At 41.7% G+C, this 26,071-nt stretch carries 22 protein-coding genes and 2 tRNA genes; 10 read left to right on the plus strand and 14 right to left on the minus strand.

Going from position 1 to position 26,071, the window contains the following annotated elements; translation table 11 throughout:
• Positions 1–130: 130 nt before the first annotated feature.
• Together WKU26_RS05465 and dnaK are read right to left on the minus strand one after the other, a co-directional pair.
• Positions 131–1,237 (minus strand): HAD family hydrolase, encoded by a 1,107-nt coding sequence (locus tag WKU26_RS05465; RefSeq protein WP_340321195.1) that lies wholly within the window; start codon positions 1,235–1,237, stop codon positions 131–133.
• Positions 1,238–1,312: 75 nt separating this feature from the next.
• Positions 1,313–3,220, minus strand: coding sequence for a molecular chaperone DnaK (dnaK, locus tag WKU26_RS05470; protein ID WP_340321196.1), 1,908 nt, complete (start codon positions 3,218–3,220; stop codon positions 1,313–1,315).
• A 226-nt stretch (positions 3,221–3,446) separates the two neighbouring features.
• Between dnaK and WKU26_RS05475 the strand changes: the two genes are divergently transcribed.
• From WKU26_RS05475 to WKU26_RS05490, 4 genes are all read left to right on the plus strand, one after another.
• The gene (locus WKU26_RS05475; protein ID WP_340321197.1) at positions 3,447–6,200 is read left to right on the plus strand and encodes an outer membrane beta-barrel protein; all 2,754 of its coding nucleotides are present in this window, start codon (positions 3,447–3,449) and stop codon (positions 6,198–6,200) included.
• 65 nt (positions 6,201–6,265) lie between these two features.
• Entirely contained in the window at positions 6,266–6,916 is a 651-nt protein-coding gene (gene catA / locus WKU26_RS05480) for a type A chloramphenicol O-acetyltransferase (RefSeq protein WP_269878855.1), read from the plus strand.
• A gap of 32 nt (positions 6,917–6,948) precedes the next feature.
• Entirely contained in the window at positions 6,949–7,569 is a 621-nt protein-coding gene (locus WKU26_RS05485; protein ID WP_340321198.1) for a PliI family lysozyme inhibitor of I-type lysozyme, read from the plus strand.
• 77 nt (positions 7,570–7,646) lie between these two features.
• Positions 7,647–8,564 carry an immunoglobulin-like domain-containing protein gene (locus tag WKU26_RS05490; protein ID WP_340321199.1) on the plus strand — a complete coding sequence of 306 codons (918 nt, stop codon included), beginning with the start codon at positions 7,647–7,649 and terminating at the stop codon, positions 8,562–8,564.
• A gap of 109 nt (positions 8,565–8,673) precedes the next feature.
• Here WKU26_RS05490 and queF read toward each other — a convergent pair whose 3' ends face one another.
• The 3 genes from queF to WKU26_RS05505 are packed head-to-tail and all read right to left on the minus strand — an operon-like array spanning position 8,674 to position 10,486.
• A complete protein-coding gene (gene queF, locus WKU26_RS05495; RefSeq protein WP_178266810.1) occupies positions 8,674–9,129 on the minus strand; it encodes a preQ(1) synthase in 456 nt (151 codons plus the stop codon).
• Positions 9,130–9,131: 2 nt separating this feature from the next.
• Complete coding sequence (gene queC, locus WKU26_RS05500; RefSeq protein WP_178266809.1) at positions 9,132–9,794, minus strand: 7-cyano-7-deazaguanine synthase QueC; 663 nt, start codon at positions 9,792–9,794, stop codon at positions 9,132–9,134.
• A 5-nt stretch (positions 9,795–9,799) separates the two neighbouring features.
• On the minus strand, positions 9,800–10,486 hold the full coding sequence (locus tag WKU26_RS05505; protein WP_178266808.1) for a queuosine precursor transporter: 687 nt from the start codon (positions 10,484–10,486) through the stop codon (positions 9,800–9,802).
• 273 nt (positions 10,487–10,759) lie between these two features.
• Here WKU26_RS05505 and WKU26_RS05510 point away from each other — a divergent pair, with 273 nt between their 5' ends.
• From WKU26_RS05510 to nth, 3 genes are read left to right on the plus strand one after another with little or no spacing between them, the layout of a single operon-like run.
• Positions 10,760–11,617: a nitroreductase family protein gene (locus tag WKU26_RS05510; protein ID WP_340321200.1), complete on the plus strand. Its 858-nt coding sequence runs from the start codon at positions 10,760–10,762 to the stop codon at positions 11,615–11,617.
• 13 nt (positions 11,618–11,630) lie between these two features.
• Entirely contained in the window at positions 11,631–12,680 is a 1,050-nt protein-coding gene (gene corA, locus WKU26_RS05515) for a magnesium/cobalt transporter CorA (protein ID WP_269878862.1), read from the plus strand.
• Positions 12,681–12,708: 28 nt separating this feature from the next.
• Positions 12,709–13,359, plus strand: coding sequence for an endonuclease III (nth, locus tag WKU26_RS05520; RefSeq protein WP_178266805.1), 651 nt, complete (start codon positions 12,709–12,711; stop codon positions 13,357–13,359).
• 186 nt (positions 13,360–13,545) lie between these two features.
• On the opposite strand, the gene WKU26_RS05525 is transcribed toward nth, so the two are convergent.
• The 3 genes from WKU26_RS05525 to WKU26_RS05535 are packed head-to-tail and all read right to left on the minus strand — an operon-like array spanning position 13,546 to position 16,219.
• A complete protein-coding gene (locus WKU26_RS05525; RefSeq protein WP_340321201.1) occupies positions 13,546–14,322 on the minus strand; it encodes an MBL fold metallo-hydrolase in 777 nt (258 codons plus the stop codon).
• A 13-nt stretch (positions 14,323–14,335) separates the two neighbouring features.
• Positions 14,336–15,349 carry a UDP-N-acetylmuramate dehydrogenase gene (gene murB / locus WKU26_RS05530; protein ID WP_340321202.1) on the minus strand — a complete coding sequence of 338 codons (1,014 nt, stop codon included), beginning with the start codon at positions 15,347–15,349 and terminating at the stop codon, positions 14,336–14,338.
• Between the two features lie 6 nt (positions 15,350–15,355).
• A complete protein-coding gene (locus WKU26_RS05535; protein WP_340321267.1) occupies positions 15,356–16,219 on the minus strand; it encodes a DUF4348 domain-containing protein in 864 nt (287 codons plus the stop codon).
• 152 nt (positions 16,220–16,371) lie between these two features.
• Between WKU26_RS05535 and pheS the strand changes: the two genes are divergently transcribed.
• A complete protein-coding gene (pheS, locus tag WKU26_RS05540; RefSeq protein ID WP_269878866.1) occupies positions 16,372–17,391 on the plus strand; it encodes a phenylalanine--tRNA ligase subunit alpha in 1,020 nt (339 codons plus the stop codon).
• A 102-nt stretch (positions 17,392–17,493) separates the two neighbouring features.
• The gene (locus WKU26_RS05545; RefSeq protein WP_340321203.1) at positions 17,494–18,693 is read left to right on the plus strand and encodes an MFS transporter; all 1,200 of its coding nucleotides are present in this window, start codon (positions 17,494–17,496) and stop codon (positions 18,691–18,693) included.
• A gap of 2 nt (positions 18,694–18,695) precedes the next feature.
• Here WKU26_RS05545 and WKU26_RS05550 read toward each other — a convergent pair whose 3' ends face one another.
• The 6 genes from WKU26_RS05550 to folD form a co-directional block, all read right to left on the minus strand.
• The gene (locus tag WKU26_RS05550; protein ID WP_340321204.1) at positions 18,696–19,832 is read right to left on the minus strand and encodes a hypothetical protein; all 1,137 of its coding nucleotides are present in this window, start codon (positions 19,830–19,832) and stop codon (positions 18,696–18,698) included.
• 117 nt (positions 19,833–19,949) lie between these two features.
• On the minus strand, positions 19,950–23,159 hold the full coding sequence (locus WKU26_RS05555; RefSeq protein WP_340321205.1) for a GH92 family glycosyl hydrolase: 3,210 nt from the start codon (positions 23,157–23,159) through the stop codon (positions 19,950–19,952).
• 106 nt (positions 23,160–23,265) lie between these two features.
• Positions 23,266–23,339: transfer RNA gene (locus WKU26_RS05560), tRNA-His, on the minus strand.
• A 33-nt stretch (positions 23,340–23,372) separates the two neighbouring features.
• Positions 23,373–23,446 (minus strand) — tRNA-His (locus tag WKU26_RS05565).
• Positions 23,447–23,523: 77 nt separating this feature from the next.
• Positions 23,524–24,621 (minus strand): CapA family protein, encoded by a 1,098-nt coding sequence (locus WKU26_RS05570; protein ID WP_269878869.1) that lies wholly within the window; start codon positions 24,619–24,621, stop codon positions 23,524–23,526.
• 10 nt (positions 24,622–24,631) lie between these two features.
• Complete coding sequence (gene folD / locus WKU26_RS05575) at positions 24,632–25,513, minus strand: bifunctional methylenetetrahydrofolate dehydrogenase/methenyltetrahydrofolate cyclohydrolase FolD (protein ID WP_178266797.1); 882 nt, start codon at positions 25,511–25,513, stop codon at positions 24,632–24,634.
• A 199-nt stretch (positions 25,514–25,712) separates the two neighbouring features.
• Here folD and WKU26_RS05580 point away from each other — a divergent pair, with 199 nt between their 5' ends.
• Positions 25,713–26,039, plus strand: a complete 327-nt coding sequence (locus tag WKU26_RS05580) for an ArsR/SmtB family transcription factor (RefSeq protein WP_338158953.1) — start codon at positions 25,713–25,715, stop codon at positions 26,037–26,039.
• Positions 26,040–26,071: the final 32 nt, after the last annotated feature.

Below are 26,071 nucleotides of genomic sequence, written 5' to 3' on the forward strand. Positions count from 1 at the left end.
GTGGCTGCTGAAAGAGCAACTCCACACCGTACAATGGCTTCCTGCTGATATAAAAGTGGTAGAAGCGCTAAGAGGCTCCGTATAGCTTATAGTTATACGGAGTTTATTTGACTCTGTTCAAAATTTTATTTCAAGATATTGAATCATAAAACTCCGAAACATCGCTATCCTTCATTATACAAGAAATCTGCTTATTCTTTTCTGCAATAAGCTTTAATTGCTTCTTTTCTTCTGAACTCCAGTTCTTTATTTTTTTAAGTTTTAAAATTATAGAATGAGTTTGTTTAAAACTATTGCTATTTTCCAAATCCATAATAAGTTTCTCTTTTTCTTTATTCTCCAAACTCACCATATTTACATTCTGATTTGCCTGTTCTTTTTTATTTTGATAATGTAAAGACATAAGCTTTTCATTTGAAGCAGTTTGATCAATAATTGCTTTTACTAATCGATCCAATTCTGAGTCTTCTGTATAATCTGCTGGAGCAAAATATTTAATTCTCTTGTCCTCCATCATCTTATATACTTTTCTCTTATCCTTAGTTTCCGGATTAAAAACCCCTATTGAATGACCAGAATTAGCATTAATAAGTTTCATACATGGTATATCAGTATCACTGTCACCTATATAAATCATGTTTCTAAAAGGAATACGAATATCTTCAGGCTCAAAATAATCATTAACAGCAGAATCATTTACATCCAATGTTCCTTTTTCTATTCTAAAAAGAAATTGTGTCTTACTGGTGTAATTTATAACTTGTGCAGGCCATTGAGCAACCCCTTGTTTATCATAATAAAACGAACTGGCATAAATTTTTTCAAAATCCTTTGCAACTTTTGTCCCTTCTATCATTTCTTTCAGACCTGATGAAATGATGTAATGCTCAACAATCACTCCTTTACCTTTCCCGTACTCTTTTATACGCTTAAACCAAGTTTCAACGCCAGGAAATAACTGTACTTGCGCACCATAATCCCTTAGAGCTTTTCTATTAAATACAAATCTTCCATGTGCAGTCCGAAGCATTGTAAACATGTAAGCCAAATTTTGATCCATGTCATTTTCTTCGGCTAACCCATTAGACTCTTGCCAAAAAGACTTGACTTCATACCCTACCGACTGGATATATCCTTGAGCTTGCATATCATCAGGTGACAAAGTTTTATCAAAGTCATAACATATTGCCACTACTGGTTTATCCTCTTTTGATTTTCTTTGAAATTCCTTGCTCATAATTTTATAAATAAAAAAAATGAGGCATAACCATGAAAATTATACCTCATTTCAATTAACTTATTAGTTCTATTCTTACTTGACTTCCTCAAAGTCAGCATCTTGAACATCACTCTTATCATTCTGAGCACCGTTGTTTGCCTGACCTGCGTTAGGACCAGCCTGAGCACCGCCCTGTGCACCTGTCTGAGCATACATTTCAGCACTTGCAGCCTGGAATGCGCTCTGCAATTCTGCGCTTGCAGCGTCGATACCAGCCAAATCCTGAGCTTTGTGAGCATCTTTCAGTTTCTGAAGAGCAGCTTCAATTGGAGCTTTCTTATCAGCCGGCAACTTGTCGCCAAGATCTTTCAACTGATTTTCTGTAGAGAAAATCAAACTGTCTGCCTGGTTCAATTTATCGATACGTTCTTTTTCTTTCTTATCAGCTTCTGCATTTGCTTCAGCTTCTGCCTTCATACGTTCGATTTCGTCTTTGCTCAAACCAGATGAAGCTTCGATACGGATAGCCTGTTCCTTACCTGTAGCCTTATCTTTTGCAGATACTTTCAAGATACCGTTTGCATCGATATCGAATGTTACTTCAATCTGAGGAACACCACGACGAGCCGGAGCAATACCTGTCAAATTAAACTGACCGATAGATTTGTTCTGTGCTGCCATCGGACGTTCACCCTGCAATACATGGATAGTAACTTCTGTCTGGTTATCAGCAGCAGTAGAGAACACTTCGCTCTTCTTGCAAGGAATAGTAGTGTTGGCATCAATCAATTTTGTCATCACACCACCCATTGTTTCGATACCCATTGACAGCGGAGTTACGTCCAAAAGAACTACACCCTTGATTTCGTCTGTCAAAACGGCACCCTGAACAGCAGCACCTACAGCTACCACTTCGTCCGGATTTACACCCTTAGAAGGTACTTTTCCGAAGAAATCTTCAACCAACTTCTGAACAGCCGGGATACGTGATGAACCACCTACCAAGATTACTTCATCGATATCTGCATTGTTCAAACCTGCATCACTCATAGCTTTCTTACAAGGTTCAAGACAAGCCTGAATCAAGTTGTGAGCCAAAGCTTCGAATTTAGCACGAGTCAAAGTCTTAACCAAGTGCTTAGGCACACCAGCTACCGGCATGATGTACGGCAAGTTGATTTCTGTAGAAGTTGAAGAAGACAATTCGATCTTAGCTTTTTCAGCAGCTTCTTTCAAACGCTGCATAGCCATCGGATCTGTTGTCAGATCTGCACCTTCATCGTTCTTGAATTCCTGTACCAACCAGTCGATGATTACCTGGTCGAAGTCATCACCACCCAGGTGAGTATCACCGTTAGTAGACAATACTTCGAATACACCACCACCAAATTCAAGGATAGAGATATCGAATGTACCACCACCAAGGTCGAATACAGCTACCTTCATATCTTTGTTAGACTTGTCTACACCGTAAGCCAATGCAGCTGCAGTCGGTTCGTTTACAATACGTTTTACTTCCAGACCTGCAATCTGACCAGCTTCTTTTGTAGCCTGACGCTGAGAGTCTGAGAAATAAGCCGGAACGGTAATTACAGCTTCTGTTACTTCCTGACCCAAATAGTCTTCAGCAGTTTTTTTCATCTTCTGCAGAATCATTGCAGAGATTTCCTGTGGGGTATACAAACGTCCGTCGATATCTACACGCGGAGTATTGTTATCACCTTTCACTACTGAATAAGGTACACGAGAAACTTCTTTCGCTACCTGATCGTAAGTTTCACCCATGAAACGTTTGATTGAGTAAACTGTACGAGTCGGGTTTGTGATAGCCTGACGTTTTGCAGGGTCACCAATCTTACGTTCACCACCGTCTACGAAACCTACTACAGAAGGAGTTGTACGTTTACCTTCGCTGTTAGCGATTACTACAGGTTCGTTACCTTCGAATACGGCTACACATGAGTTTGTTGTTCCTAAGTCTATACCAATAATCTTTCCCATAATTGTATCTATTTTTATTTTTATTCAACATTTAGTTAATTGCTTTGTGCACCGAAGCGTCACGCCTATCTTTAAACAAATGGCGTGCCAAAACGAAATAAAAGATTTTATCAGACAAAGACTGCCATTTTGGCTGCCTGCTCTGCCAACTTTATCAAAAGATAAGACAATATTTACATTTATGTCTTCAAATCTTTTAGTACATTTGCGAATGTAGAAACAACGTATGGAAAGATTAAAATGGATTATTACCCTTCTTCTGGCTCTATTCATGTCATATACCTCATGGGCTCAGAAACAAACCCTCACCGGACAAGTCATTTTATCGGGAGGAGAAGAGAGTCATAATCCATTGCCTTATGCCAGTATATCAGTGCTTCTCTTACCGGATTCAACATTCATTAAAGGTGGAGTAACCAACGAACAAGGGAAGTTTCAGCTGTATTTTACCCGAAAGCCTCAACAAACTTATTTACTGAAAGCCTCGTATATGGGCTGTGAATCGAAATTCTATACACTGCCAGGCAACAAGGATACATATAATGTAGGTACTATTAAAATGAAGAATGCCAGCATTCATCTGAAAGAAGTCGTAGTTACGGCTCCCCTACAACCGTCGGAGCAAAAAGGAGATACTACCGTATTCAATGCTGACGCCTTCCCTACTCCCGAAGGTGCTTATCTGGAGGCATTGGTGAAACGGATACCGGGACTGAGTTACGATGCCAAGGAAAAGAAACTGAGCTACAACGGATATAGTATCAACGAAATAACGGTCAACGGAAAAGAGTTTTTTAAAGGAAACAATCGGGTGGCACTTGAAAACCTGCCGGCTTCTTTTATCTCGCAACTGAAGGTTTATGATAAAGCTTCCGAAGAAGAAAAGGCAACAGGCATTAAATCGAATAACAAGAATTATGTGCTCGACTTAAAGACTAAGAAAGCACTGAACAATACACTCATGGCTACTGCCGAGGTGGGATATGGAACTCACAGGAAAAAAGATATTAACGGACAGCTCTTCCGGTTTACAGACAAAGGAGACAATCTCAGTCTGATAGGAAATTCAACCAACCGCTTTCATAATACTCCTTACAAAGGAAATATATCAAACAATATCGGTGGCAATATCAGCAAGAGCTTCAGCAAAGATTTACAGGTTTCCGGCAATATCAACTATTCGAATGGACGGGATGGAGGTGAATCGTCTTCGTATAGCGAACAATATCTTACAAACAGCACACAGTACGGCATAGCGTCTTCTCAAAGCAGAAGCCGTAACCATAATATTCAGGGAGGAGCCGATGTAAGATGGAATATCAATGAAAAGACAACTGTTACCCTAAGCGGAAACCTCAACTATGGGAAAAACCGCAGTGAAAGTATGGGAAGAAATGCCACATTTACAGAAAATCCCCAAGTAGATCTGGTACATCCATTTAACCATATAGAAAAGATAAAAAAGGAGAGTCGTATCAACGAAAACAGACAAGATAATCAATCAGAAAACCGAAATCTATCTTACTTCCTGAGAGGGAGTATTACCCGCAAGCTCAATGAAAAAGGAAACAATCTGAGTCTTTCAGTCCAGTCGTCTCAAAACCGGAACCATTCTTATTTGTATACACAGGCACAAACAACTTATTTCCGGGTAACCGATATCTACGGAAACGACTCTGTCTATCGGAGCAACCAGTATCAGGAATCTCCTCACACTACCCATGAGCAGGAAATAAAACTGGCTTATACACACGTATTCAGTCCTAAAATCCGACTCCAGTTTTCCTATGGCATAGGACTGGAAAAAGAAAACGGAGAGCAAAACACTTATGATTTTTCGCCTTTAAAAGACTATATACAAGGGCAACCGTTACCACCAGACTATAAAAAACTGTTTGTAGATAGTCTGAGTAACCAAAGCGAGAGTAAAAAACTGAAGCATCTGCTGGCCATGCAGTTCCAATATCAGGGAAAAGCCTGGGGGATACGGGCTTCTTTACAAATGTACCCACAACGACGCACCCTAAAACAGGAAAACGGGCAAAGCCAAATAGATACAATGGCATGGTCGGTAGAATGGAGACCTTCAATCAATCTGACCTACCGGAAAGAAGACAATTATTTTGTCATAAACTATAGCGGAGGTACACGACAACCTTCATTGTCAGATATGCTTGCACCTACTGATTACAGTTCGCCTCTATATATAAGAAAAAGCAATCCTAATCTCCGACCGCTATATATGCAGGGGCTTAATGTGATGTTCAATAATTTCAAAAAAGGAATTATGGTCTCACTTATGGCTTCTCAGCAGTTCAACAGTATCACACGGGCTACTCTTTACAATCCGGAAACGGGAATCAGAGAAACTTTTCCAGTCAATATCAACGGCAACTGGAACATAAGCGGTAATGCCAGCTATGACAAGAAGATTAAATCGTTCCGATTTTTCGTCAACGGAGGAGGAAATTTCAATCGCCACACCAGTTTAATCAATGAAGAAGGCAACAGAGATATGAAACAAAGTGTAACCCATGCATCGGGTATTCATAGCCAGATTCATTTTTCTTATCTTCCCAAATGGGGAAACATTGATTTATCCGGCAACTGGAATTTCCAACAGTCTAAAAACCTGTTGAACCAAAGCAATACTTATACGCGTATGTATACTGTCAACTCATACATCTCTATCAATCTGCCCTGGCACATACAATTTGATACCGATGCAGCTTACAACATACGCAGTGGTACAGGTATAGAAGGAGACAGCGAAAATGAGCTGCTTTGGAACATGAAGCTGATTTATAAGTTCTTGAAAGAAAAACGCGCAGAACTTTCTTTTTACTGGGCCGATATTTTGAGTCAGAAAAAAGACTTCCAGCGATATGCCTCTGCAACTGCTTTCAGCGAAAAATACGAAAAACAGCTGCAAGGATATTTCATGATTTCCCTGAAATACAAGCTGAATACGCTGAACTAAATGCTAAACCATGAAAAACATTTTCATGATCCTAAAGTCACCACATTTATAAAAGAAAAATTCTTATGTTTAAACTTATAGAGAAAGACACTTGGAAGAGAAAACCCTATTTTGATCATTATTTCAATCAGATACGCTGTACATATAGCATTACCGTAAACATAGATATCTCCAAGGTTATAACATTCAAAAACAAGCATCATACCAAACTCTACCCTCTTCTGATTTATGCATTAACAAAAGCAGTAAACAATCACGAAGAATTCCGAACCGCTATTAATGACAAAGGGGAACTGGGGGTATGGGATACCTTATTGCCATGTTATACAGTGTTCCATAAGGAAAATGAAACCTTTTCCAATCTGTGGACAGAATGGAATGACAATCTCATGGCTTTCCTTTCCAGCTATGAACGGGATATCGAAATGTTTGGCGCAAATTACGATATAGATGCTAAGCCTGGCATACCTGCCAACACCTTTCCCATCTCTTCACTGCCATGGGCTACATTTACCGGTTTCAATCTGAATATCTTTGCGGATGGAAGCTATTTATTGCCTATTTTTACTTATGGAAAGTATTTCCGACAAGATGATAAATATCTTATACCTCTTTCTATCCAGGTACATCATGCTGTTTGCGACGGGTTTCACGTCTCAAGACTTATTAATGAAATCCAGCAGATATGTAATAACATAACAGCAGATATCGAATAAAAATATTGTTTGATCATAAAATCAGGAAAATTATGAAGAAACTAAGTTCATTTGTATTATGTGCCTTACTGATGTCCTGCTCTTTCAGCAAGAATGAGAAAAGTAGTGCCTCCGACACAACAGTCAAAGAAGGTATTGATTCTGTAAAACAGGAAATAAGTTTCAATACGGAACTGACATACCCCGGAAGTAATATTTCCTTTAAAGTCAATACAAAAGGAGACAGCCTTATCATCCAACCTTCCGGTTTAAGTGTTTCCAACGAAACATTATATCATGATATTACCGGATATACAGTTGTCAATGCCGAAATAGGTGATTTGAATATTGACAGCTATCCGGAGTTATTTGTCTATCTTACTTCGGATGGCAGCGGCAGTTACGGGAAACTAATCGGATATTCTGTAAATAATGGAAAATCTGTAAGTCAGGTGTATTTACCAGACATCTCGGAAAACGATGAGGTAAGCAAAGGATATATGGGACATGATGAAATGGCCATTGTGGAAAATACATTTTGCCAGCGTTTCCCCATCTATAAGGAAGGAGACAGTAATGCCAATCCGACAGGTGGGATCCGACAGATACAATATAAGCTGGTAGATGGAGAAAGCAGCAGAATACTGAAAATAGATAAGGTCATTAATTTCTGACCTTCAGATTTCAAAAAAGCCTGTAATTACTCATAAGTTTACATAAAGTCTCAGGAACAAATCCAATTTCTGTGCTTATGAAATACGCATTATTCATCCTTACAGCATGGGGAATACTGTTTGCAAGCTGCAAACAGTCTCCCCGCAAACAGACCTTTTCCCTGTTGCTATCAAAGGAATTACAGGATGACACAACTGGCACGAAGCCGGCCATGTCTACTGCAGACAGCATCAGACCGGAGCAGATACGCCTGCATGCCGAACTGGTATACGATTCTGTATCGTATCTCACAATAGAAAATAATGGTGTACTACCAGTCCGTACCGACAAGACTTATCAACTGATGCACTATATACACAACCAGTGGAAACCAGTCAAAGTAAATCAGGCCGATACCTCCTCTGTGACTATTGCTGCCGGAGAGAAAGACACTCTATGGATTCACTTTAAACGGCAGATCGGTTACGAACCTATTGGACGGTGTAGCATAAGCAAGACCTTTTATTCATTGTCTCAACCTCAGTGTTCTATACAAAAAGCTATAGAAGCGCACACCCGAAGTATTATAATTGACTGGAACCGGTGCGAACTCATCCCCGACCGTACAGAACTGACCAATTTGTATGTAGACATGAGAGCCATTCCGTCTGAAGAAAACCTCTTACTCACCATTCATAATCACAGTGACCAGACCTTGATTTGTGGAAACGAAACCGATTATACCATCAGTATCTTTCAGGACAATCAATGGAAAGAAATCTCTTATCCCAAGATAACGGAAGATCTGGCTGTTGTACTTCCTCCAGGACACATCATATCCAATTGGAAATACCGTTTGCCTTATGGGCGTTTTCACTTCAAACCAGGACGCTATCGCATCATAAAGGACTTTTCGTTAGAATCAGACTATCGGAAAAAATTCTATACGGCAGCAGAGTTCACGCTGCAATATGAAGTATATGCAGGAAAAGAGGGAGAAGTAGTGATAAAATAAAAATTATTCCGGGAGAGAAGAGAAAACATGCACAAAAAATGCGATGTTTCTTCTTCGTACTGCCCGGAACAAAAAAAGTGAAGTTATTTATCTATGGATATTTCCTGTATCAGAGATCGTGGTTACGCATACGGTATTCTGCCAGCTCCTCGTACTTTGTACCCGGACGACCGTAATTACAATATGGATAAATGGAAATACCTCCACGTGGCGTAAAGATTCCAGTCACTTCAATATACTTGGGATCCATCAGTTTAATCAGGTCTTTCATAATGATATTGACACAGTCTTCATGAAAATCACCATGATTACGGAAACTGAAGAGATACAGTTTCAAGCTTTTGCTTTCCACCATCTTTATATCCGGCAGATAGCTGATACGGATTTCGGCAAAATCCGGCTGCCCTGTAATCGGACACAAGCTGGTAAATTCCGGACAGTTGAAACGTACCCAGTAATCATTCTCCGGATGCTTGTTGACAAATGCCTCCAGTACTTCAGGAGCATAATCCTGTTTGTAAGCGGTAGTCTTACCCAATATTGTCAGTTCATCTTTTCTTTCCATCTTCAATTCTTTTGTTTAGTTGACAAATATTTTTCCAATCCCTCACGGCGAAGTTTACAAGCCGGACAGTGTCCGCATCCGTCACCCGGAATACCGTTGTAACAAGTCAGCGTTTCGTGACGTATCAGGTCGAGTACTCCCAATTCGTCGGCTAATGCCCAAGTTTGTGCCTTATCAATCCACATCAGTGGCGTATGAATGACAAACTGCTCTTCCATCGCCAGATTAAGTGTCACGTTAAGCGACTTGATAAAAGCATCACGGCAGTCGGGATACCCACTGAAGTCCGTCTGCGATACCCCTGTAACCATATGATTGATTCCCCGTTCACGGGCATATACCGCTGCTATACTCAGGAAAAACAGATTGCGTCCCGGCACAAAGGTATTGGGAAAAGAGCCTTCGGGCTTTTCTTCATCCATGCGGATAGTGGTATCCGTCAGAGAGTTTCTGCCCAGATGTCCGATGAAAGACACATCCATCACATCAAATTCCACATCTGCCTTACGTGCAATTTCACGTGCCAGTTCTACTTCTTTTTCATGCTTTTGCCCATACAGAAAACTAAGGGCATATACTTTCTTGAAATGCTTCTTTGCCCAGAAAAGGCAAGTGGTAGAGTCTTGACCTCCGCTAAACACTACCAAAGCTGATTCGTTGTTCATTTGTCTCAAATATCTTTAATTTTCAATACATTGTATGAAATGTGCTCATCGTACACATCACTATCGTCTACCCGCTTGATATAGTTTACCACACGGATGGTGACTGGAAGGATAATCACTTCGTACAATGTTTTCAGTACAACCTGTACCAACATCATTTTTCCTAATTCACTTACTGGCATTAACCCGCCGAATGCCAACGGGAAGAAAATAATGGAATCGGCACTCTCGCCAGCCACTGTCGAAAGAATGGCACGCGCCGAAAAGTTCTTGCCATGCGAAGCTACCTTCATCCGGCTCATCACATAAGCATTGATAAACGAACCTACCAGAAATGCAGTCAGACTGGCTACTGCAATACGGGGAGCCATACCGAACACGAAGTTAAAGCCTTCTTCGCCTTCCCAAAAAGGAGCAGCAGGCAAAGCCACGGCAATCTGTCCCATGGCTACCACCATGAAATTCATCAGAAAGCCCATCCAGATAATAAGACGTGCCTTTCTAAAGCCCCAGACCTCGGCTATGCAATCGTTGATAATGTAAGAAATAGGGAAAACAATCAGTCCCGCAGTTACAGAGATGGGACCTAACTGAACAACTTTGGTCTCTAACAAATTGGCTGCCACCAGACAGACACAAAACACAATACCCAAGACCATGAAAGGTACTGATACGAGATTTTCTTTTTTCATCGCTCCTGTTTTTTACGTGGTGTTCTAGAATACACGGCCGCTATTCACGGCATCGTATGTAAATGTTCTCTTTTTTTGTGGCTGCAAAGATACGAAAAGATGACCGGATCACAAAATATTGAAACTCTTTTCAAGTATTTTTTCCAAGAAGTCAGCCTCACAGAGATATTCCGAAATACAAATAAAAATACTATTTTTGCAAGAAAGAGTTTCTCTCTTTTACAGAGTGACCACTTATATTATCAATTGGAAATCTTTTATATTCGTAATGCAATGACAAATATCCATATAAACCACGAGACCTGCATCCGATGCAAGAAATGTGTACGGATTTGCCCTTCTGCACTGTTCACACTCAATGCAGAAAAACAGATTGAAGTATGTGCCGACAGTTGTATCGCATGCGGACATTGTGTAGCGGTTTGCCCTACCAACTCCATCAGTCATTCAGAGTTTCCGGAAGACAAGGTACATAGCTTTGACCGTAGCCAACTTCCAAATGCCGATCAGGTAGAACTTCTTATCAAATCCAGACGCTCCAACCGTGCTTTTTCTAAAGAAAGAATACCCGAAGAGTTGTTGCAACGTATCGTGGAAGCGGCCCATCGTGCTCCTACTGCAACCAACGCACAGGAGGTGAAAATGGTGATGGTAACCAATCCCGAAGTACTGACTGCCATCAGCCGACTGACTATTGGTACTTTTATGTCTATTGTAAACATAGTAGATAATCCGCTGGTCAAATGGATACTGAAACCTATGATGCCTTCCGGCTACCGCTATATACCGGTTTTCAGACAACTGAATGACGAATTTGAAAAAGGAAACGACGGTATTCTGAGAGGAGCTACGGCTGCTATTTTCTTCTATACAGAAAAGAAAGCCCGGTTTGGATGTCAGGATTGTAATCTAGCGTATCAGAATGCCTCTCTCATGGCTGAAGCAGAAGGAGTGGCTCACTTCTACACCGGATTCGTATGCAGTGCTGCCGGAATGGACAGACAAAATAAAGTACAGAAGTTGCTGGGGATTGAAGGAAAAATTCACGCCGGTATTGCACTGGGAATGCCCGGTTTCCGATTCGACAAGTACATCGATAAGAAAGAAGTATCGCTTATACGAATAGACTAAATCCCTACCGGCCATGACAAAAAACAACCTGCTCAGCGAAAAGCTGAACTATATAGGAGCAAGTGATACTCCTACCCACCTGCACCTATGCAGCTACAATGCAGAAGAAGTGCAAAGTTTTCAGGAGAACAATCTGGAAAAGATTATTCCGTCGCTCAAAGAAGACCATATCAACTGGATTCAGGTACACGGACTGCAAAATACGGAAATGGTACATCAGATTTGCAGGCATTTCTGTATCGACTTTCTTACAATACAGGATATCTTGAACTCAAAACATCTGACCAAGATAGAAGAACATGATACATATAATGTGGTTATCCTAAAACAGTTGCTGACAGCCGACAGTAAGGAGTTTGTGCCCCAACAACTTTGCATTGTACAAGGAAAAGATTTTGTCCTCACTTTTACAGAAAGTGAAACCGATTTTTTTAACGAAATTCATACGGCACTGGAAAAGAATGTATTAAAGATACGCAACCGCCAATCGGATTTCCTTTTGAGTGTTATTCTGAACAGTGTCATGGCCAGTTTTATGTCCATCATCTCCGAAATGGAAGACCAGCTGGAAGATTTGGAAGAGTTGTTTTTGTCACCATTTCCATCTGCCGCAGACGCACAACCGGGAATAGAAGAAATACAGCGATACCGTAAGAATTATCGCCTGATAAAAAAATGTATTTTCCCTCTAAAAGAGCAAATGAGCAAGTTGCTCCATGAAGAGAACCAGTTGTTGCATAAAGCCAACCGGCCTTTCTTCAACGACGTAAACGACCATCTGCAATTCGTACTGCAAACCCTGGAAGGATGCCGGGATTTACTTTCCGCGATGGTAGACCTTTATCTGTCTAACAACGACCAGCGTATGAATGGTATCATGAAGCAGCTGACGATTGTATCGACCATCTTCATTCCGCTGACATTTCTGGCCGGAATCTGGGGAATGAATTTCCAGTGGATGCCCGAACTGGGATGGAAATACGGATATTTATTTGCCTGGATACTGATGCTGGCAGTAGGTACAGCCGTGTATTTTTACTTCAAGCATAAGAAATGGTACTAAATCACTACTAAATGAAGCCCGATAATTTATGAGAAAACAAGAACTTTACAATAAAGTCATAGAATATTTCCAAGCCACTATGCCGGTAGCAGAAACCGAATTGCATTACAGCAATCCGTTTGAACTGCTGATAGCAGTAATACTGAGTGCACAGTGTACAGACAAACGTGTGAATATGATTACCCCTCCCCTGTTCCGCGATTTTCCTACCCCCGAATCACTGGCAGCCAGCACACCGGAGGTTATATTCGAGTATATACGCAGCGTGAGCTATCCCAACAACAAAGCCAAACATCTGGTGGGAATGGCACAAATGCTTGTGAAGGATTTTCAGAGTGAGGTGCCCGATACACTGGAACAGCTCATCAAACTGCCGGGAGTGGGCCGGAAAACAGCCAATGTGATTCAGAGTGTGGTATTCAACAAGGCCACCATGGCAGTAGATACGCATGTGTTTCGTGTAAGCCATCGCATCGGACTTGTTCCCAAGACCTGTACAACTCCGCTGGCTACGGAAAAACATCTGGTAAAACACATCCCCGAAGCACTGATTCCTACAGCACATCATTGGCTCATTCTGCACGGACGCTATGTGTGTACGGCCCGTTCTCCCAAATGCAGCGAGTGTGGTTTGAACGGATTGTGCAAAGAGTCACTGAAAATAAAACCGGGCATATAAATACACGGACAATACATTGCCCGAGACTTGAAACAGACTGTAGCCGACGTCGTCGATTACAAAAACGGCGATGTCGGCTATACAGCCAACGCCGTCGGCTCGACAAACGGCAACGCCGATTATATCGTATTACGGCTTATAAAAAAGGAATCAACCTTATACAAGGGATTATAAAGCTAATTAAAATCAAAGAGAAATCACCTGATTATCGTAGGTAAGATGCACATGAGAAGGCAAGGTTGCCTCTACAGCCTGATGCAACCCCAGATGATGGCTCATGTGAATAAAATAGGTTTCTTTGGGTGCAATCCTTTCCACCTGCTGAAGTGCCTGTTTCAAAGACTGATGAGTAGGATGTTCTTCTATACGCAGCGCATTGATAATCAAACAATCCAAATTTTCCAACAACGGGTACGACTCTTCGGGCATGGAAAGCATATCGGTTATCCAGGCCATTTTCCCGATACGATAGCCCAATATGGGAAGTTTACCGTGCATCACGCGGATAGGTATCACCTCTACCACAGCACTTTCGGAAGCCTCAACCCGAAAAGGAATTCCCGGAGAGACACGCTGTAAGGCTATACGAGGCACACCTGGATACAATTTCTCTGTAAAACAATAAGGCATCCGAGCCTGTAAGCGGTCGACAACATAGTCTTCTGCATATACAGACACATCGCCATAATTGCAAAATGGACGCAAATCATCAAGCCCCCCTACATGATCGTAGTGTTCATGAGAAATAAGTACTCCATGCAAGGCTTGAAAATCTTTCAGACGAAGACATTGTTGACGGAAGTCGGGACCACAGTCTATCAGAATACGCACTCCATTTGTTTCTACCAGCCCCGAACAGCGCAACCGATTGTCCCGTGGATCGGTACTGGTACAGACTTCACACGTACAGCCTACCTGAGGCACTCCTGTAGAGGTTCCACTGCCCAATATTGTAATCTTCATCTTGATTCTGTTTTTAAATAAAATTGACTTCCGGATGGATGGCGATACCAAATTTCTCTTTCACCGAATCGACAATGGCTTGTGAGAGACGGATTACTTCGCATCCGGTCGCTCCTCCGCAATTGACCAGGACCAACGCCTGCTTGCTGTGTACACCGGCACGTCCCATCGTCTTTCCTTTCCATCCACAACGGTCTATGAGCCATCCGGCAGGTACTTTTACCCAACCTTCTGCAGCAGGGTAAGAAGGTAAATCGGAATAACTCCGCTTCAACTCCTCAAACTGAGAAACAGGAATGACGGGATTCATAAAGAAACTGCCTGCATTTCCCATCACCTTAGGATCGGGCAGTTTTGCTGTACGGATACGGATAATCACACGGCGAAGTTGTTCAAGGCTTAATTCACCTTGTTCCTTTTCCAGCTCGGCACGTATGTTTCCATACTCCAAATGATATACAGGCTGTTTACTCAGACGATAAGTGACATGTGTCACAATATACTGTCCTTTCAGCTCTTTCTTGAAAATGCTGTCACGATAGGCATACCGGCATTCTTCGTTTGTAAAATGACGGATACTGCCATCGGCTACTGCTACTGTATCGACTTCTACAATCAGGTCTTTTGCCTCAACTCCATACGCACCGATATTCTGCACGGCAGATGCTCCTACCTCACCGGGAATATGCGAAAGATTCTCTGCGCCATACCATCCCTTCGATACGGTATATGCCACAAAATCATCCCATACCACTCCGGCTCCTACACAAATATCCACTTCTGTTTCAGTTTCCTTTACTATGTAGTAGTCTTTTATGGCTGAATGCAGCACTACTCCCTTATAGTCTTGAGTGAACAAAAGATTGCTGCCTCCACCTATATGAAGTAAAAATGAAAGCTCCTCTTTGTTGTCTCTCAGGAAAGCTATCAGTTCGGCCACCGATGTATATTCTACAAAACGGGCAGCCTGTACATCCATACCAAATGTATTGTGCGGAAGCAAAGAGTAATTGTATAAGTCTTTCATGGGTCTTTAATCGCTTAAGTCTTCAAATTTCATCAACTTCCAGATACCGTTACGACGCTCAAAATACAGCACATTGCTGAAACCGTTTCCGAACCCTTTAAATTCTACAATTTTAGTTTCCGACTCCATTGTCTCTTTCTGTCCGTAACGCACATTGGTCAGTTTATCCTTCATCATAGGAGGACGGAAAGCAAACCACTGTCCCTCATCCAAAGTCGTTTCCAAAATCTGAAACTCATCCTCAGGATCGGCAGTCACAAACAGCAAGGGCTTATGCAGCCGCTCTCGCTGAAACACAGAATCGCTGGCAAAATGTTCGTAAAAAGAAAGGAAATCTTCTCCTTTGCTATCATCTCTTACGATTAGCTCCAGGTTCATGGCTTCCAGAAACCAACGGTCATTTTCGCGTTCAAAATAATATCGCTTTACTTTTTTCTTGTTCAAATAAATCCAGTCTACCTGTACACTATGTACACTGGTATCCTTTTCCATTTCCATTTCTTCTTCATTATCGAACAAAACAGTATAAGCGGTCTGCCGACTGAACAATGCATCGTATTTCCAATCTTGTTTCGAAAATCGTATTACTTCTTTTCCTTTATAATAGGAAATTGGGAAAATAATACGTGAGCGCTGGAATTCTTCATCCGACGCAAAATTGTAGAAAAAATCGGCAAAACTTTCATCAGCAGTCACCGGAACCTGTTCTTCTATTACAACCCCCGTATCTGCATACATTATCTGATCCGTCCCCAGTTGAAGCGAATCAATTTCTTTTGTTAATGACTCGAAGGAATCCACATTCTTTTTACCTCCTCCGCAAGAAGCCATAAGTGCTAGCAAACAGCATCCAAAAGTTATTTTTTTCATCTTATTTTCTGAAAAATCGGCTACAAAAGTACCTATTTTTTCTTTCATTCGACCAAATTTAAGAAGGAGTTTTTCTTTTTATCCAATGAAAAGAAAAAATTTCAGTTTAAATAATTACCTTTGCGCTTACGAAAATAAAGTTTAAAAAGAATATGTTAGCAAAAATAGAGCAGTTACTTCAAGAAATAGAAGGTGTAACAGCCAACAACGCTGAAGAGTTGGAAGCTTTACGTATCAAATACTTAAGTAAAAAAGGAGCTATCAATGCCTTGATGGCCGATTTCCGTAATGTACCTGCCGAACAGAAGAAGGAAGTAGGTATGAAGTTGAACGAACTGAAAAACCGTGCACAGGAACGCATTGCAGCACTGAAAGAGGTTTTCGAAAACCAGGATAACGGTGCAGCAGAACTCGACCTTACACGTACAGCCTATCCTGTAGATTTGGGTACACGTCATCCGCTGAGTATTGTACGTAACGAAATCATCAGCATCTTCAACCGTCTGGGATTCACTATTGCCGATGGACCTGAAGTGGAAGACGACTGGCATGTATTCTCTTCCATGAACTTTGCAGAAGACCATCCGGCACGCGATATGCAGGATACATTCTTCATTGAAAGCCATCCGGACATTATCCTCCGTACACACACTTCGTCTGTACAGAGCCGCGTAATGGAAACTTCCAAACCTCCTATCCGCGTCATCTGTCCGGGACGTGTATACCGTAACGAGGCTATCAGCTACCGCGCACACTGCTTCTTCCACCAGGTAGAAGGTTTGTACATCGACAAGAATGTATCGTTTACCGACTTGAAGCAAGTATTGCTCCAGTTTGCTCAGGAAATGTTTGGTCCTCAAACTAAAATCCGTCTACGTCCGTCGTATTTCCCATTTACAGAACCTAGTGCCGAAATGGATATCAGCTGCGACATCTGCGGCGGCGAAGGCTGTCCGTTCTGTAAATATACAGGATGGGTAGAAATTCTGGGATGTGGTATGGTAGACCCTGCTGTACTTGAAGCTAACGGTATAGATAGCAAGGAATATACCGGCTATGCATTCGGTATGGGAGTTGAACGTATTGCTAACTTGAAATACAAGGTGAAAGACTTGCGTATGTTCTCTGAAAACGATACTCGATTCCTGGAAGAGTTCGAAGCGGCAAATTAATAAGCCTATTTCACAATATTTATTTTACTCCAAAGGTAAGAGTATGTTTCCTTTTTCTGACATACTCTTACCTTTTTCTTATTCACTTTCAATGCATGTGCTATGCCTAAAGAACGTTTGGTTACCCCTAGCTACTGCTTTATTTTAGCGGCCAACTTTCTTCTTTACTTCGGATTCTGGCTACTTACACCGATTCTTCCTTTCTACTTGTCGGAGGTATTTCAAGCTTCAAATACAGCTATTGGATTTGTATTGTCCTGCTACACCATTTCCTCCTTATGCATCCGGCCATTTTCCGGCTATCTGCTGGATACCTTTGCCAGAAAACCTCTGTATTTGTTCGCCTACTTCATTTTTATGATGATATTTGGCGGATACATGATAGCAGGATTACTTACCCTGTTTATCATTTTCCGCATTGTACATGGAGTTTCTTTCGGAATGGTTACTGTTGGGGGCAACACAATAGTAATCGACATTATGCCTTCTTCACGCAGAGGGGAAGGTTTGGGGTATTACGGACTGGCCAACAATCTGGCAATGTCTATAGGTCCTATGATCGGATTGTTTCTACATAATGCAGGAGTATCTTATATCACTATCTTTTCTTATTCGCTGGGCGCATGCATATTGGGGTTTCTATGTGCAAGTTTAGTAAAGACACCATATAAGCCACCGGTGAAAAGAGAGCCTATTTCACTCGACCGGTTTATACTTATCAAAGGACTGCCTGCCAGCCTCAGTCTTCTGTTGCTTTCTATTCCTTACGGAATGACGACCAACTATGTAGCCATGTATGCCCAGCAAATCGGGATTACAGCCGAAACCGGATTTTTCTTCACTTTAATGGCTATTGGAATGGCTGTCAGCCGACTGTTCAGCGGCCGCCTGGTCGACAAAGGGAAAATCACCCAAGTGATTCATGCCGGCTTATATTTAGTCTGCCTGTGTTATTTCAGTCTGACAGCTTGCGGATGGCTGATAGAATGGAACAAGACGTTTGTCACCATTCTCTTCTTTCTCATTTCCCTGCTATTGGGTATCGGCTTTGGAGTTATGTTTCCGGCATACAATACCGTATTTGTCAATCTGGCTCCCAATAATCAGCGGGGAACTGCAACCAGTACATATCTTACTTCATGGGACGTAGGACTTGGAATCGGAATGTTGACTGGAGGATATATTGCCGAAATAGCCAGTTTCCGGATGGCTTATTTATTTGGAGCTATGCTGACTGTGGTGTCTCTTTTCTACTTCCAGTTCAAGGCCGCCCCACATTTCCACAAAAACAGACTCCGGTAACTTTATTCTTTGTAAGTAAAGACAAAGATGTGAGACAGCTTATTACCCACTTTTGTGATTTGTACAGAAAGAATAAAAGAGCGGAACAGATAAATATGATCTTTAATAAACAAAGGTAAATAAGGGGCATACTTATCTATCTGACCGGCTACCTTATCCATATCGGCTACCATCATATAAGAGGCATCGCGAGAAAGATTGGAGATACATTCATCAAACAGAGAATGATAGGAAATAGAAGCGATCTGACTGACACAAGAATCAATCCGGCTCTGACCGGACACAATGAGCATGCTTTCCGATTCATAAGAAGGCTTCACCTGTTCCAGACGAAGTAAAGAAGACTGAAAACAAGAATCAGGCTCATACATAAAGCCACTCAGATATAACACTTCACTATTCAAGTGGATATCAAATTCACTCCAGACTTGGGTTGACTCCGGTTTATCCAGCAAAGGAACAGAGGCAGAATGAGTATACAGCGTCATAAAATTAGACGATTTAGGACTGTAAATAGCTTTAAAAGACTCATCTGTATCTAAAGAAGTCTGATCTTTGGAAGCGTCAATCACCTGTTCTATCAATCGTTTCTGATAACTGAGTGCCAATAACCCATCTTCCATATATGCGGAAACAAAATCTCCATTGTCTACCGGATATACCCAGATGTCTTCTCCCCGATATTTCTCCTTTCTGGCCTCAAACGGATGTCCTGTCCGTTGCAGAACTGACTTCACAAATGCCTCCTGAGAATTGTTCATTTGGAAATAGATAACCAGATTACGTGAAGAACCAGGCTCGTGAAAACTAATCATCATTCGGTTTACCTGATTGGACCAGTCGTGTGCCGGACTGTCTGTATAGCGGGAAAGACCTCCTAATACAGATTTTAACAGCCCCGCTCTTTGCAGAGTATCCAGTTGACCGGCATAGGCCGTCTGTGGAAACTCATTCATGAAATAATCGAAATTATCGGTTTCCAGCACCCCCATGCAATTACGAGGAACAAAAGCAGCAAGGTGTATATCTTTCCCCTTGTCGACCAAGCTTAACTGGGTAAAGCTATACACTCCTATTCCTATACAGAATAAGATAATGGAAAGGATAACCCCTAATCTGCCAACTGTCCGTAATTTCATATACCGTTATTTATATTTTTTTGCAAATATAATAAAATATTTAGAATATGCAAAAAACTGATTCACGGATATTCAAATAATAATCAGCTCTTTCTACATTTTATCCATAGAGATGTTTTACCGGAAACAATCCTTTTCAGCATGATATAAAGCTTCAATATCATCATCAGATAAAGCCGCTCCGTAAATACGTGTTCTACCAAACTTCATATCCGAAAATCGACTGAATGGCATCTCGGCATTCCGGCCGATATTCCAAGAAACTTCAGTTTCTTCCAATCTACCCGACACGGCGATTTCCTGTACACAACGACCGTCAATATAAAGCTTCAAACTATCTCCCGTACATACACCAGCAATTTGATGCCAGGCTGTATACCAATCGGAAGGAACACGAACTTCACACATACCTCTTCCCCATCCTCCGGCAAAAAAGACCAAAGACTGAGGCCCCTCCATTTTCATTAACGTATAATCCCCTTTCGTGAAGAAATCAGCATAAGTATGTGGCTTAACAGGCGCCTGAGGGGCAATCCAAGTCAGCAGCGTCAATCCTCCCCTTGTTTCCATCAGACTCTCCGTAGCAGGTAAAGTAATGTAAGAGCCTTCCCCTGTCTGTACATAATTTGTCCCCCATTGCAAATCACCACAAGCCGTTCCGTTATTTTCAAACCCAGAATTATCGGGTATACATTGCCCTTTTCTTCTACCATAGTCCAAATCCAATACACATGCTTCCTGCGCCATTGAATAGACTTTCACCCTCTTTTCTTTATCCAACAACCGCACCTTGTACATACCGGTTCTATTTACACACAAAGAAAAACAGAGCGTTTGCTCTTCTCCCGGCTCCAAGATCAGAGATTTAGTTTCAACCAGCGTATTACCTAAATACAAAGGTACTGAATATGTTCCGCGCTTTCCGGACACATTTTTACAAACAAACAGGCCTTCTACCTGCTCACCGGACTTCCACAAAGAAGGCAGGGAAACGGAAGTACAAAGCAAAGGAGAGGTTCTTCGGACAGAATCCAAAACCTGCACCGTATACTCTCTACCCGCAAAAGAAAGTGTATGAATGCCTTCTCTATACAATGAAAAAGTCAATGTATCTGTTTTCTCCTGATTTGCTTCCAATAAAATCCTCTTTGACGCATTATAGCGATTTTCAAGAGCTGTTTGTGCCAAATACGAACCAATACTCCCCTTATTCTTCACCGTAAACAGAAACGCATTAAGACCGCCTGAACACATCACGGAATCTGCCAGTCGTACAGAAGAAACTTCAAACTCCGGAGTATCTTGTGTAAGAGAATACGGTCGTTTCTGAACACTCTTCTTTCCCGAAGAATCTGATTCTTCAAAAGATATCACCTTTTCCCTCATCCATTCATGATGCGACACAAACCACCTTGATATGCGTTTTCCACCCAGGCAAACAAATGGTAACCGGTCTGAAGAAAAGGCTGTATCATTTTTCTTAATCTCCAATTCTATATTTCCAGAACGAAAAATCCGCACCTTATCAAACAAGGGTTCAGTCAGCAAATATTCATCCGAGACTGGACAAGCAGGAAAAATACCCATTGCACTAAATGCAAACCAACTGGACATCGAACCCAAATCGTCATTACCCGGCAATCCACCGGGGGTATTGCTATAACTCTCTCTTAATATCTGATGTACATAACGACGGGTAAGATCCGGACGACCAGCCCATGTAAACAGATAAGGATAATGAAACACCGGTTCGTTATCAAAAACAATACGACCTTTGTCAAACGCTTGTTCCAACCAAGCCACAAAACAAGAATCACCTCCCCAAAGATGAATAAGTCCTGCTACGTCATGAGGAGCAAAACAGGAGGCTGTCCATTTGGTGCTTTCCTGAAAGCCCAATTCACCACTTTTCCGTAAGAAGCCATCTTTTTCCCTTGGCAACAAGAAACAGGTTTCTACATCAAACAGATTTTGATAATTTCGTGCACGCTTCCAATAAGAAGTTGCATCTTCTCCTACCTTTTCTGCCAATCGTCCCAATACCCAATCATCGTAAGCATACTCGGTAGTTACACTGACTGCTTTTTCCAACGATGCATCTATAAAACCACGCTGATTATACTCTTTTCCGAAGACTCCGGCAAACTCCGCTTGCTGATACGCCATCAAAGCATCCCACAACTTCCGTTCATCTACATCAGCTGCATCTTTAAAACAAGCATCTACCAACAGAGGGGCATAGTGCAATCCTGTCATAGGAGCGCGAGGAAACATTCCGTTGCTCTCATATTCTTCCATCAACGAACAAATCATTTCCTTTTGTCTGTCCGGTTTCAAAAGAGAAAGCAATGGATGCAAGGTGCGGAAAGTATCCCACGGAGAAAAATTACCATACATACGCCCCCAAGCAACCTGCCTGCCCTTATAAGTTCCATCTGCATCGGATACGATATTAGGATAGAGAAAAGAATGATATAAAGCTGTATAAAATTGACAAATAGCGTCAACATCATCAGACTGTACTTCTACACACGACAACTCCCGGTTCCATGCATCATAAGTCTGTGCTTTGAGTTGCTCAAAACTCCATCCCGGAATCTCTACCACGCGATTCATTTCACTCTTTTCCACTCCTGACGCAGATGCCGATACTGCAGCCATCAGTTGCCTCTCTGCATGCTTTCCCGCAAAATGGAGATAAGCCGTATCGTTCTTTATTTCATAAGCATAAAAAGGAGTCTGAAAATGAACCAGTGAATGCATAAAGCTTCCCATTACTGTCTGAGAATCCCGAATATTTAAATTTCCGGCTCCCCAGATTACGACTGTTGTTGTATCCGAAGAAGAACTATAGCGAAACAGACCTGAATGTACAGATGCCGTCATTTCTACCCGGTCACCATCTGTGAAAGAAACACCGTAATAACCGGGAATTGCCTGCTCTTTGGTATGAGAAAAAGCACGTCCTGAAAAATCCGAAGCGAGTTTATTCACCCTGCCTTTCAAAAAGGCCAAATGCAAATATCCGGAAGAGCCATTAGGAAAACCACTCAAGTGATGCAGACAAGAAAATGAACGTATTGAACTGTCTTCATAATAATAACCGGATTCCGAAGGACGAATGCTGGTTTCAGGAGTCAACTGAACCATTCCCCACGGCGCCGCAGCTCCCGGATAAGTACCTCCATAATTCCCCCACAAAGTAGATACGTTACACTTACCCGTTCCAATAAATGGATTTACAAATTGAGCATTTTGTCCGTATCCACCACACACTTCCACAATAAAAAAGATAAAACATAAAACTTTCTGCTTAAACAAACCCATAGTAAATAGATTTTATAACCGGCACCAAGATATGAAGAAAAACCGAAGCGGCAAATATAAAAATAAAAAAGGTCCTCTGTATTTCAGAGAACCTTTCATTAAGCCGGGTGACTAGTGGGACTCGAACCCACGACATTCAGAACCACAATCTGACGCTCTAACCGACTGAACTATAGTCACCATATTTGATAACTTGGCTTACGGAAGAGAGAGGGTGACTAGTGGGACTCGAACCCACGACATTCAGAACCACAATCTGACGCTCTAACCGACTGAACTATAGTCACCATGTTGACTATCTTCCGAAAAGCGATTGCAAAGGTATATGTTTTTTTTTATTCTGCAAACATTTTGCCTTCTTTTTTTATTCAATAAAATATTCTTTTATTCCTTTATTATGCTTATCATACAGATTACGAGCATCTTGCAGGAAAAGAAACATTTTATTTTTTTCCAAGCCATTCAGCTCTTTCCTATTCGAAGGGTACAGTAAAAACTGATTCTTACCATTCAAATTCGGTCTTGAAGTCCACACAAAAGTATATCCGCAATCTGCAAGACGCGTTTTTCCATTCACTTTTTTCAATACCAATTTCAGCATCGCCCCACCATCAGTATAGCGCTGACTCATATTCGATATAAAATTCCCTAATGAATAGGCTACCACATGTCTTTCCGGTGTCTTCGCGTTATCTATTACCTCAATAGGCTGCAGCACATGAGGATGAGAGCCTATGACATGATCTACCCCTAAACTGAGCAGATATTCCGCCAACTCCCGTTCCGACTGTTCCGGAAGCAAACGATATTCTATTCCCCAGTGCATACAAGCTATAATCGCATCGGGTTTCATCAGACGTGCTCTTAAAACATCATTCCGTATCTGAGAACGGTTAATATAATTCACTACATTCGGACTGCTCATCGGTATGCCATTGGTTCCATAAGTATAGTTCAGAAAAACAATCCGGAATCCTTTCCGTTCTACCAGCAAGGGATATTCCCTCTCCCGTTCAGCCTGATTGCGAAAGGTGCCGGTATGAAATACCCGCAGAGAATCCATCTTGTCGAGTGTACGCACCAAACCTTTACCCCTTCTGTCCAAACAATGGTTATTCGCTGTCAGAAAAACATCAAAGCCAGCCTTACGGGCTGCAAGCAAAAATTCATCCGGTGCACTAAAAGCAGGATAACCTGTATAAGGCTTTCCTCCCAATGTAACCTCCCAGTTGGCTATAGCCAAATCGGCCTTTCTGATTTCAGAAGACACATCACGGAAACAAGTGCTGTAATCGAAACTCCCATCCGGGCGGGAGGCGACTTCAATCTGTCTTTTATGCTGCATCAAATCGCCTACAAACAAAAGCGAAAGGCTGTCTGTCTGCGCAGAAACGGCTGTTGCAGGTAGAAGCCAAGCCACCCACAACAGCCGTTTACTTATTTTATTTATCCAATTTTTCATTTGCCAAAGGTTATCCGTAAATAGCCTTCTTTCCTGCAAGTAAGGTATTCTTCATCAATGAAACAATTGTCATTGGTCCTACTCCTCCCGGAACAGGAGTGATGAAAGAACACTTCGGAGCCACTTCATCAAACTTCACATCTCCCGTAAGCTTGAATCCCGACTTTTTAGAAGCATCCGGAACACGTGTTGTACCCACGTCAATCACTACCGCACCTTCTTTCACCATATCAGCCTTGACAAAATTAGGTTGTCCCAGTGCAGCTATAATAATATCCGCCTCACGGCATTCTTTTACCAGATCCTTACTGCGGCTATGGCAAACCGTTACCGTAGCATCTCCCGGATAACTTTTCTGCATCATGAGTGCAGCCATCGGTTTTCCTACAATATTACTTCGTCCCAGCACTACACATTTCTTACCTTGCGTTTCAATCTGATAACGGCGAAGCAACTCCAAGATTCCATTCGGTGTAGCCGATACATAGCAAGGAAGGCCGATAGACATACGGCCTACATTTATCGGATGGAAACCGTCTACGTCTTTGCGATAATCAATGGTTTCAATCACTTTTTGCTCAGATATATGTTTGGGAAGAGGAAGCTGTACAATAAACCCATCGACATCGGCATCGGCATTCAGTTCCCGTACTTTAGCCAATAACTCTTCTTCTGTAACATCTTCTTCATAACGAATCAGAGTCGATTTAAAGCCACATACCTCACAGGCTTTTACCTTGGCAGCAACATATGTTTCGCTTCCACCATCATGACCAACCAAAATGGCTGCCAGATGAGGACGTTTCTGTCCTGCCTCAACCATAGCAGCGACTTCTGCTGCAATTTCTTGTTTCACTTGTTCAGAAACAGCTTTTCCATCTATTAGTGTCATAACATTTCCTTTTAAACAATAATTATATATACAAAGATAACGATAAAAGTGATAAATAGAAAGACCGAGAAACTGTTATTCATCAAATACTCAAGAAAAAGCATTCTTTATCCTTGCACCAGAAAACAGAAAAACTACAATTTATTTTGCACAAATCAAACATATTCGTAATTTTGCGAACAACAAACAAAACATTGATATGAGTAAAAAGAACTATTCGGATGAGCAGGAAAAGATAGCCCGTTTTGCCAAAGCGATGGGGCATCCTGCACGCATAGCCATACTTCAGTTTCTGGCAGAGCAGGAATGTTGTTTTTTTGGAGATATCCATGAAGAACTGCCTATTGCCAAAGCTACCGTATCACAGCATTTGAAAGAGTTGAAGGATGCAGGACTTATTCAAGGAGAGATTGAAGCCCCCAAAGTAAGATATTGTATCAACAAGGAAAACTGGGAAACCGCCCAAAAGATGTTTGCAGGTTTCTTTGGACAACCAATATGCAAAAAAGAGAGTTGCTGTAAATAAGCAAACTCTTTTTTTACCCACATTGTTCGTTG

It is taken from the genome of Phocaeicola sp. HCN-40430 (assembly GCF_037890285.1).
Classification (GTDB): domain Bacteria; phylum Bacteroidota; class Bacteroidia; order Bacteroidales; family Bacteroidaceae; genus Phocaeicola; species Phocaeicola acetigenes.

Bases quoted from the DNA above. Each gene is read 5' to 3' on its own strand.
- murB (WP_340321202.1), bottom strand. From the start codon at position 15,349: ATGAAAGACTTATACAATTACTCTTTGCTTCCGCACAATACATTTGGT.
- WKU26_RS05510 (WP_340321200.1), top strand. From the start codon at position 10,760: ATGACAAATATCCATATAAACCACGAGACCTGCATCCGATGCAAGAAA.
- queF (WP_178266810.1), bottom strand. From the start codon at position 9,129: ATGGAAAGAAAAGATGAACTGACAATATTGGGTAAGACTACCGCTTAC.
- WKU26_RS05490 (WP_340321199.1), top strand. From the start codon at position 7,647: ATGAAATACGCATTATTCATCCTTACAGCATGGGGAATACTGTTTGCA.
- pheS (WP_269878866.1), top strand. From the start codon at position 16,372: ATGTTAGCAAAAATAGAGCAGTTACTTCAAGAAATAGAAGGTGTAACA.
- WKU26_RS05555 (WP_340321205.1), bottom strand. From the start codon at position 23,159: ATGGGTTTGTTTAAGCAGAAAGTTTTATGTTTTATCTTTTTTATTGTG.
- folD (WP_178266797.1), bottom strand. From the start codon at position 25,513: ATGACACTAATAGATGGAAAAGCTGTTTCTGAACAAGTGAAACAAGAA.
- WKU26_RS05465 (WP_340321195.1), bottom strand. From the start codon at position 1,237: ATGAGCAAGGAATTTCAAAGAAAATCAAAAGAGGATAAACCAGTAGTG.
- dnaK (WP_340321196.1), bottom strand. From the start codon at position 3,220: ATGGGAAAGATTATTGGTATAGACTTAGGAACAACAAACTCATGTGTA.
- catA (WP_269878855.1), top strand. From the start codon at position 6,266: ATGTTTAAACTTATAGAGAAAGACACTTGGAAGAGAAAACCCTATTTT.
- WKU26_RS05505 (WP_178266808.1), bottom strand. From the start codon at position 10,486: ATGAAAAAAGAAAATCTCGTATCAGTACCTTTCATGGTCTTGGGTATT.
- queC (WP_178266809.1), bottom strand. From the start codon at position 9,794: ATGAACAACGAATCAGCTTTGGTAGTGTTTAGCGGAGGTCAAGACTCT.
- WKU26_RS05570 (WP_269878869.1), bottom strand. From the start codon at position 24,621: ATGAAAAATTGGATAAATAAAATAAGTAAACGGCTGTTGTGGGTGGCT.
- WKU26_RS05550 (WP_340321204.1), bottom strand. From the start codon at position 19,832: ATGAAATTACGGACAGTTGGCAGATTAGGGGTTATCCTTTCCATTATC.
- WKU26_RS05485 (WP_340321198.1), top strand. From the start codon at position 6,949: ATGAAGAAACTAAGTTCATTTGTATTATGTGCCTTACTGATGTCCTGC.
- WKU26_RS05535 (WP_340321267.1), bottom strand. From the start codon at position 16,219: ATGAAAAAAATAACTTTTGGATGCTGTTTGCTAGCACTTATGGCTTCT.
- WKU26_RS05580 (WP_338158953.1), top strand. From the start codon at position 25,713: ATGAGTAAAAAGAACTATTCGGATGAGCAGGAAAAGATAGCCCGTTTT.
- nth (WP_178266805.1), top strand. From the start codon at position 12,709: ATGAGAAAACAAGAACTTTACAATAAAGTCATAGAATATTTCCAAGCC.
- WKU26_RS05475 (WP_340321197.1), top strand. From the start codon at position 3,447: ATGGAAAGATTAAAATGGATTATTACCCTTCTTCTGGCTCTATTCATG.
- WKU26_RS05545 (WP_340321203.1), top strand. From the start codon at position 17,494: ATGCCTAAAGAACGTTTGGTTACCCCTAGCTACTGCTTTATTTTAGCG.
- WKU26_RS05525 (WP_340321201.1), bottom strand. From the start codon at position 14,322: ATGAAGATTACAATATTGGGCAGTGGAACCTCTACAGGAGTGCCTCAG.
- corA (WP_269878862.1), top strand. From the start codon at position 11,631: ATGACAAAAAACAACCTGCTCAGCGAAAAGCTGAACTATATAGGAGCA.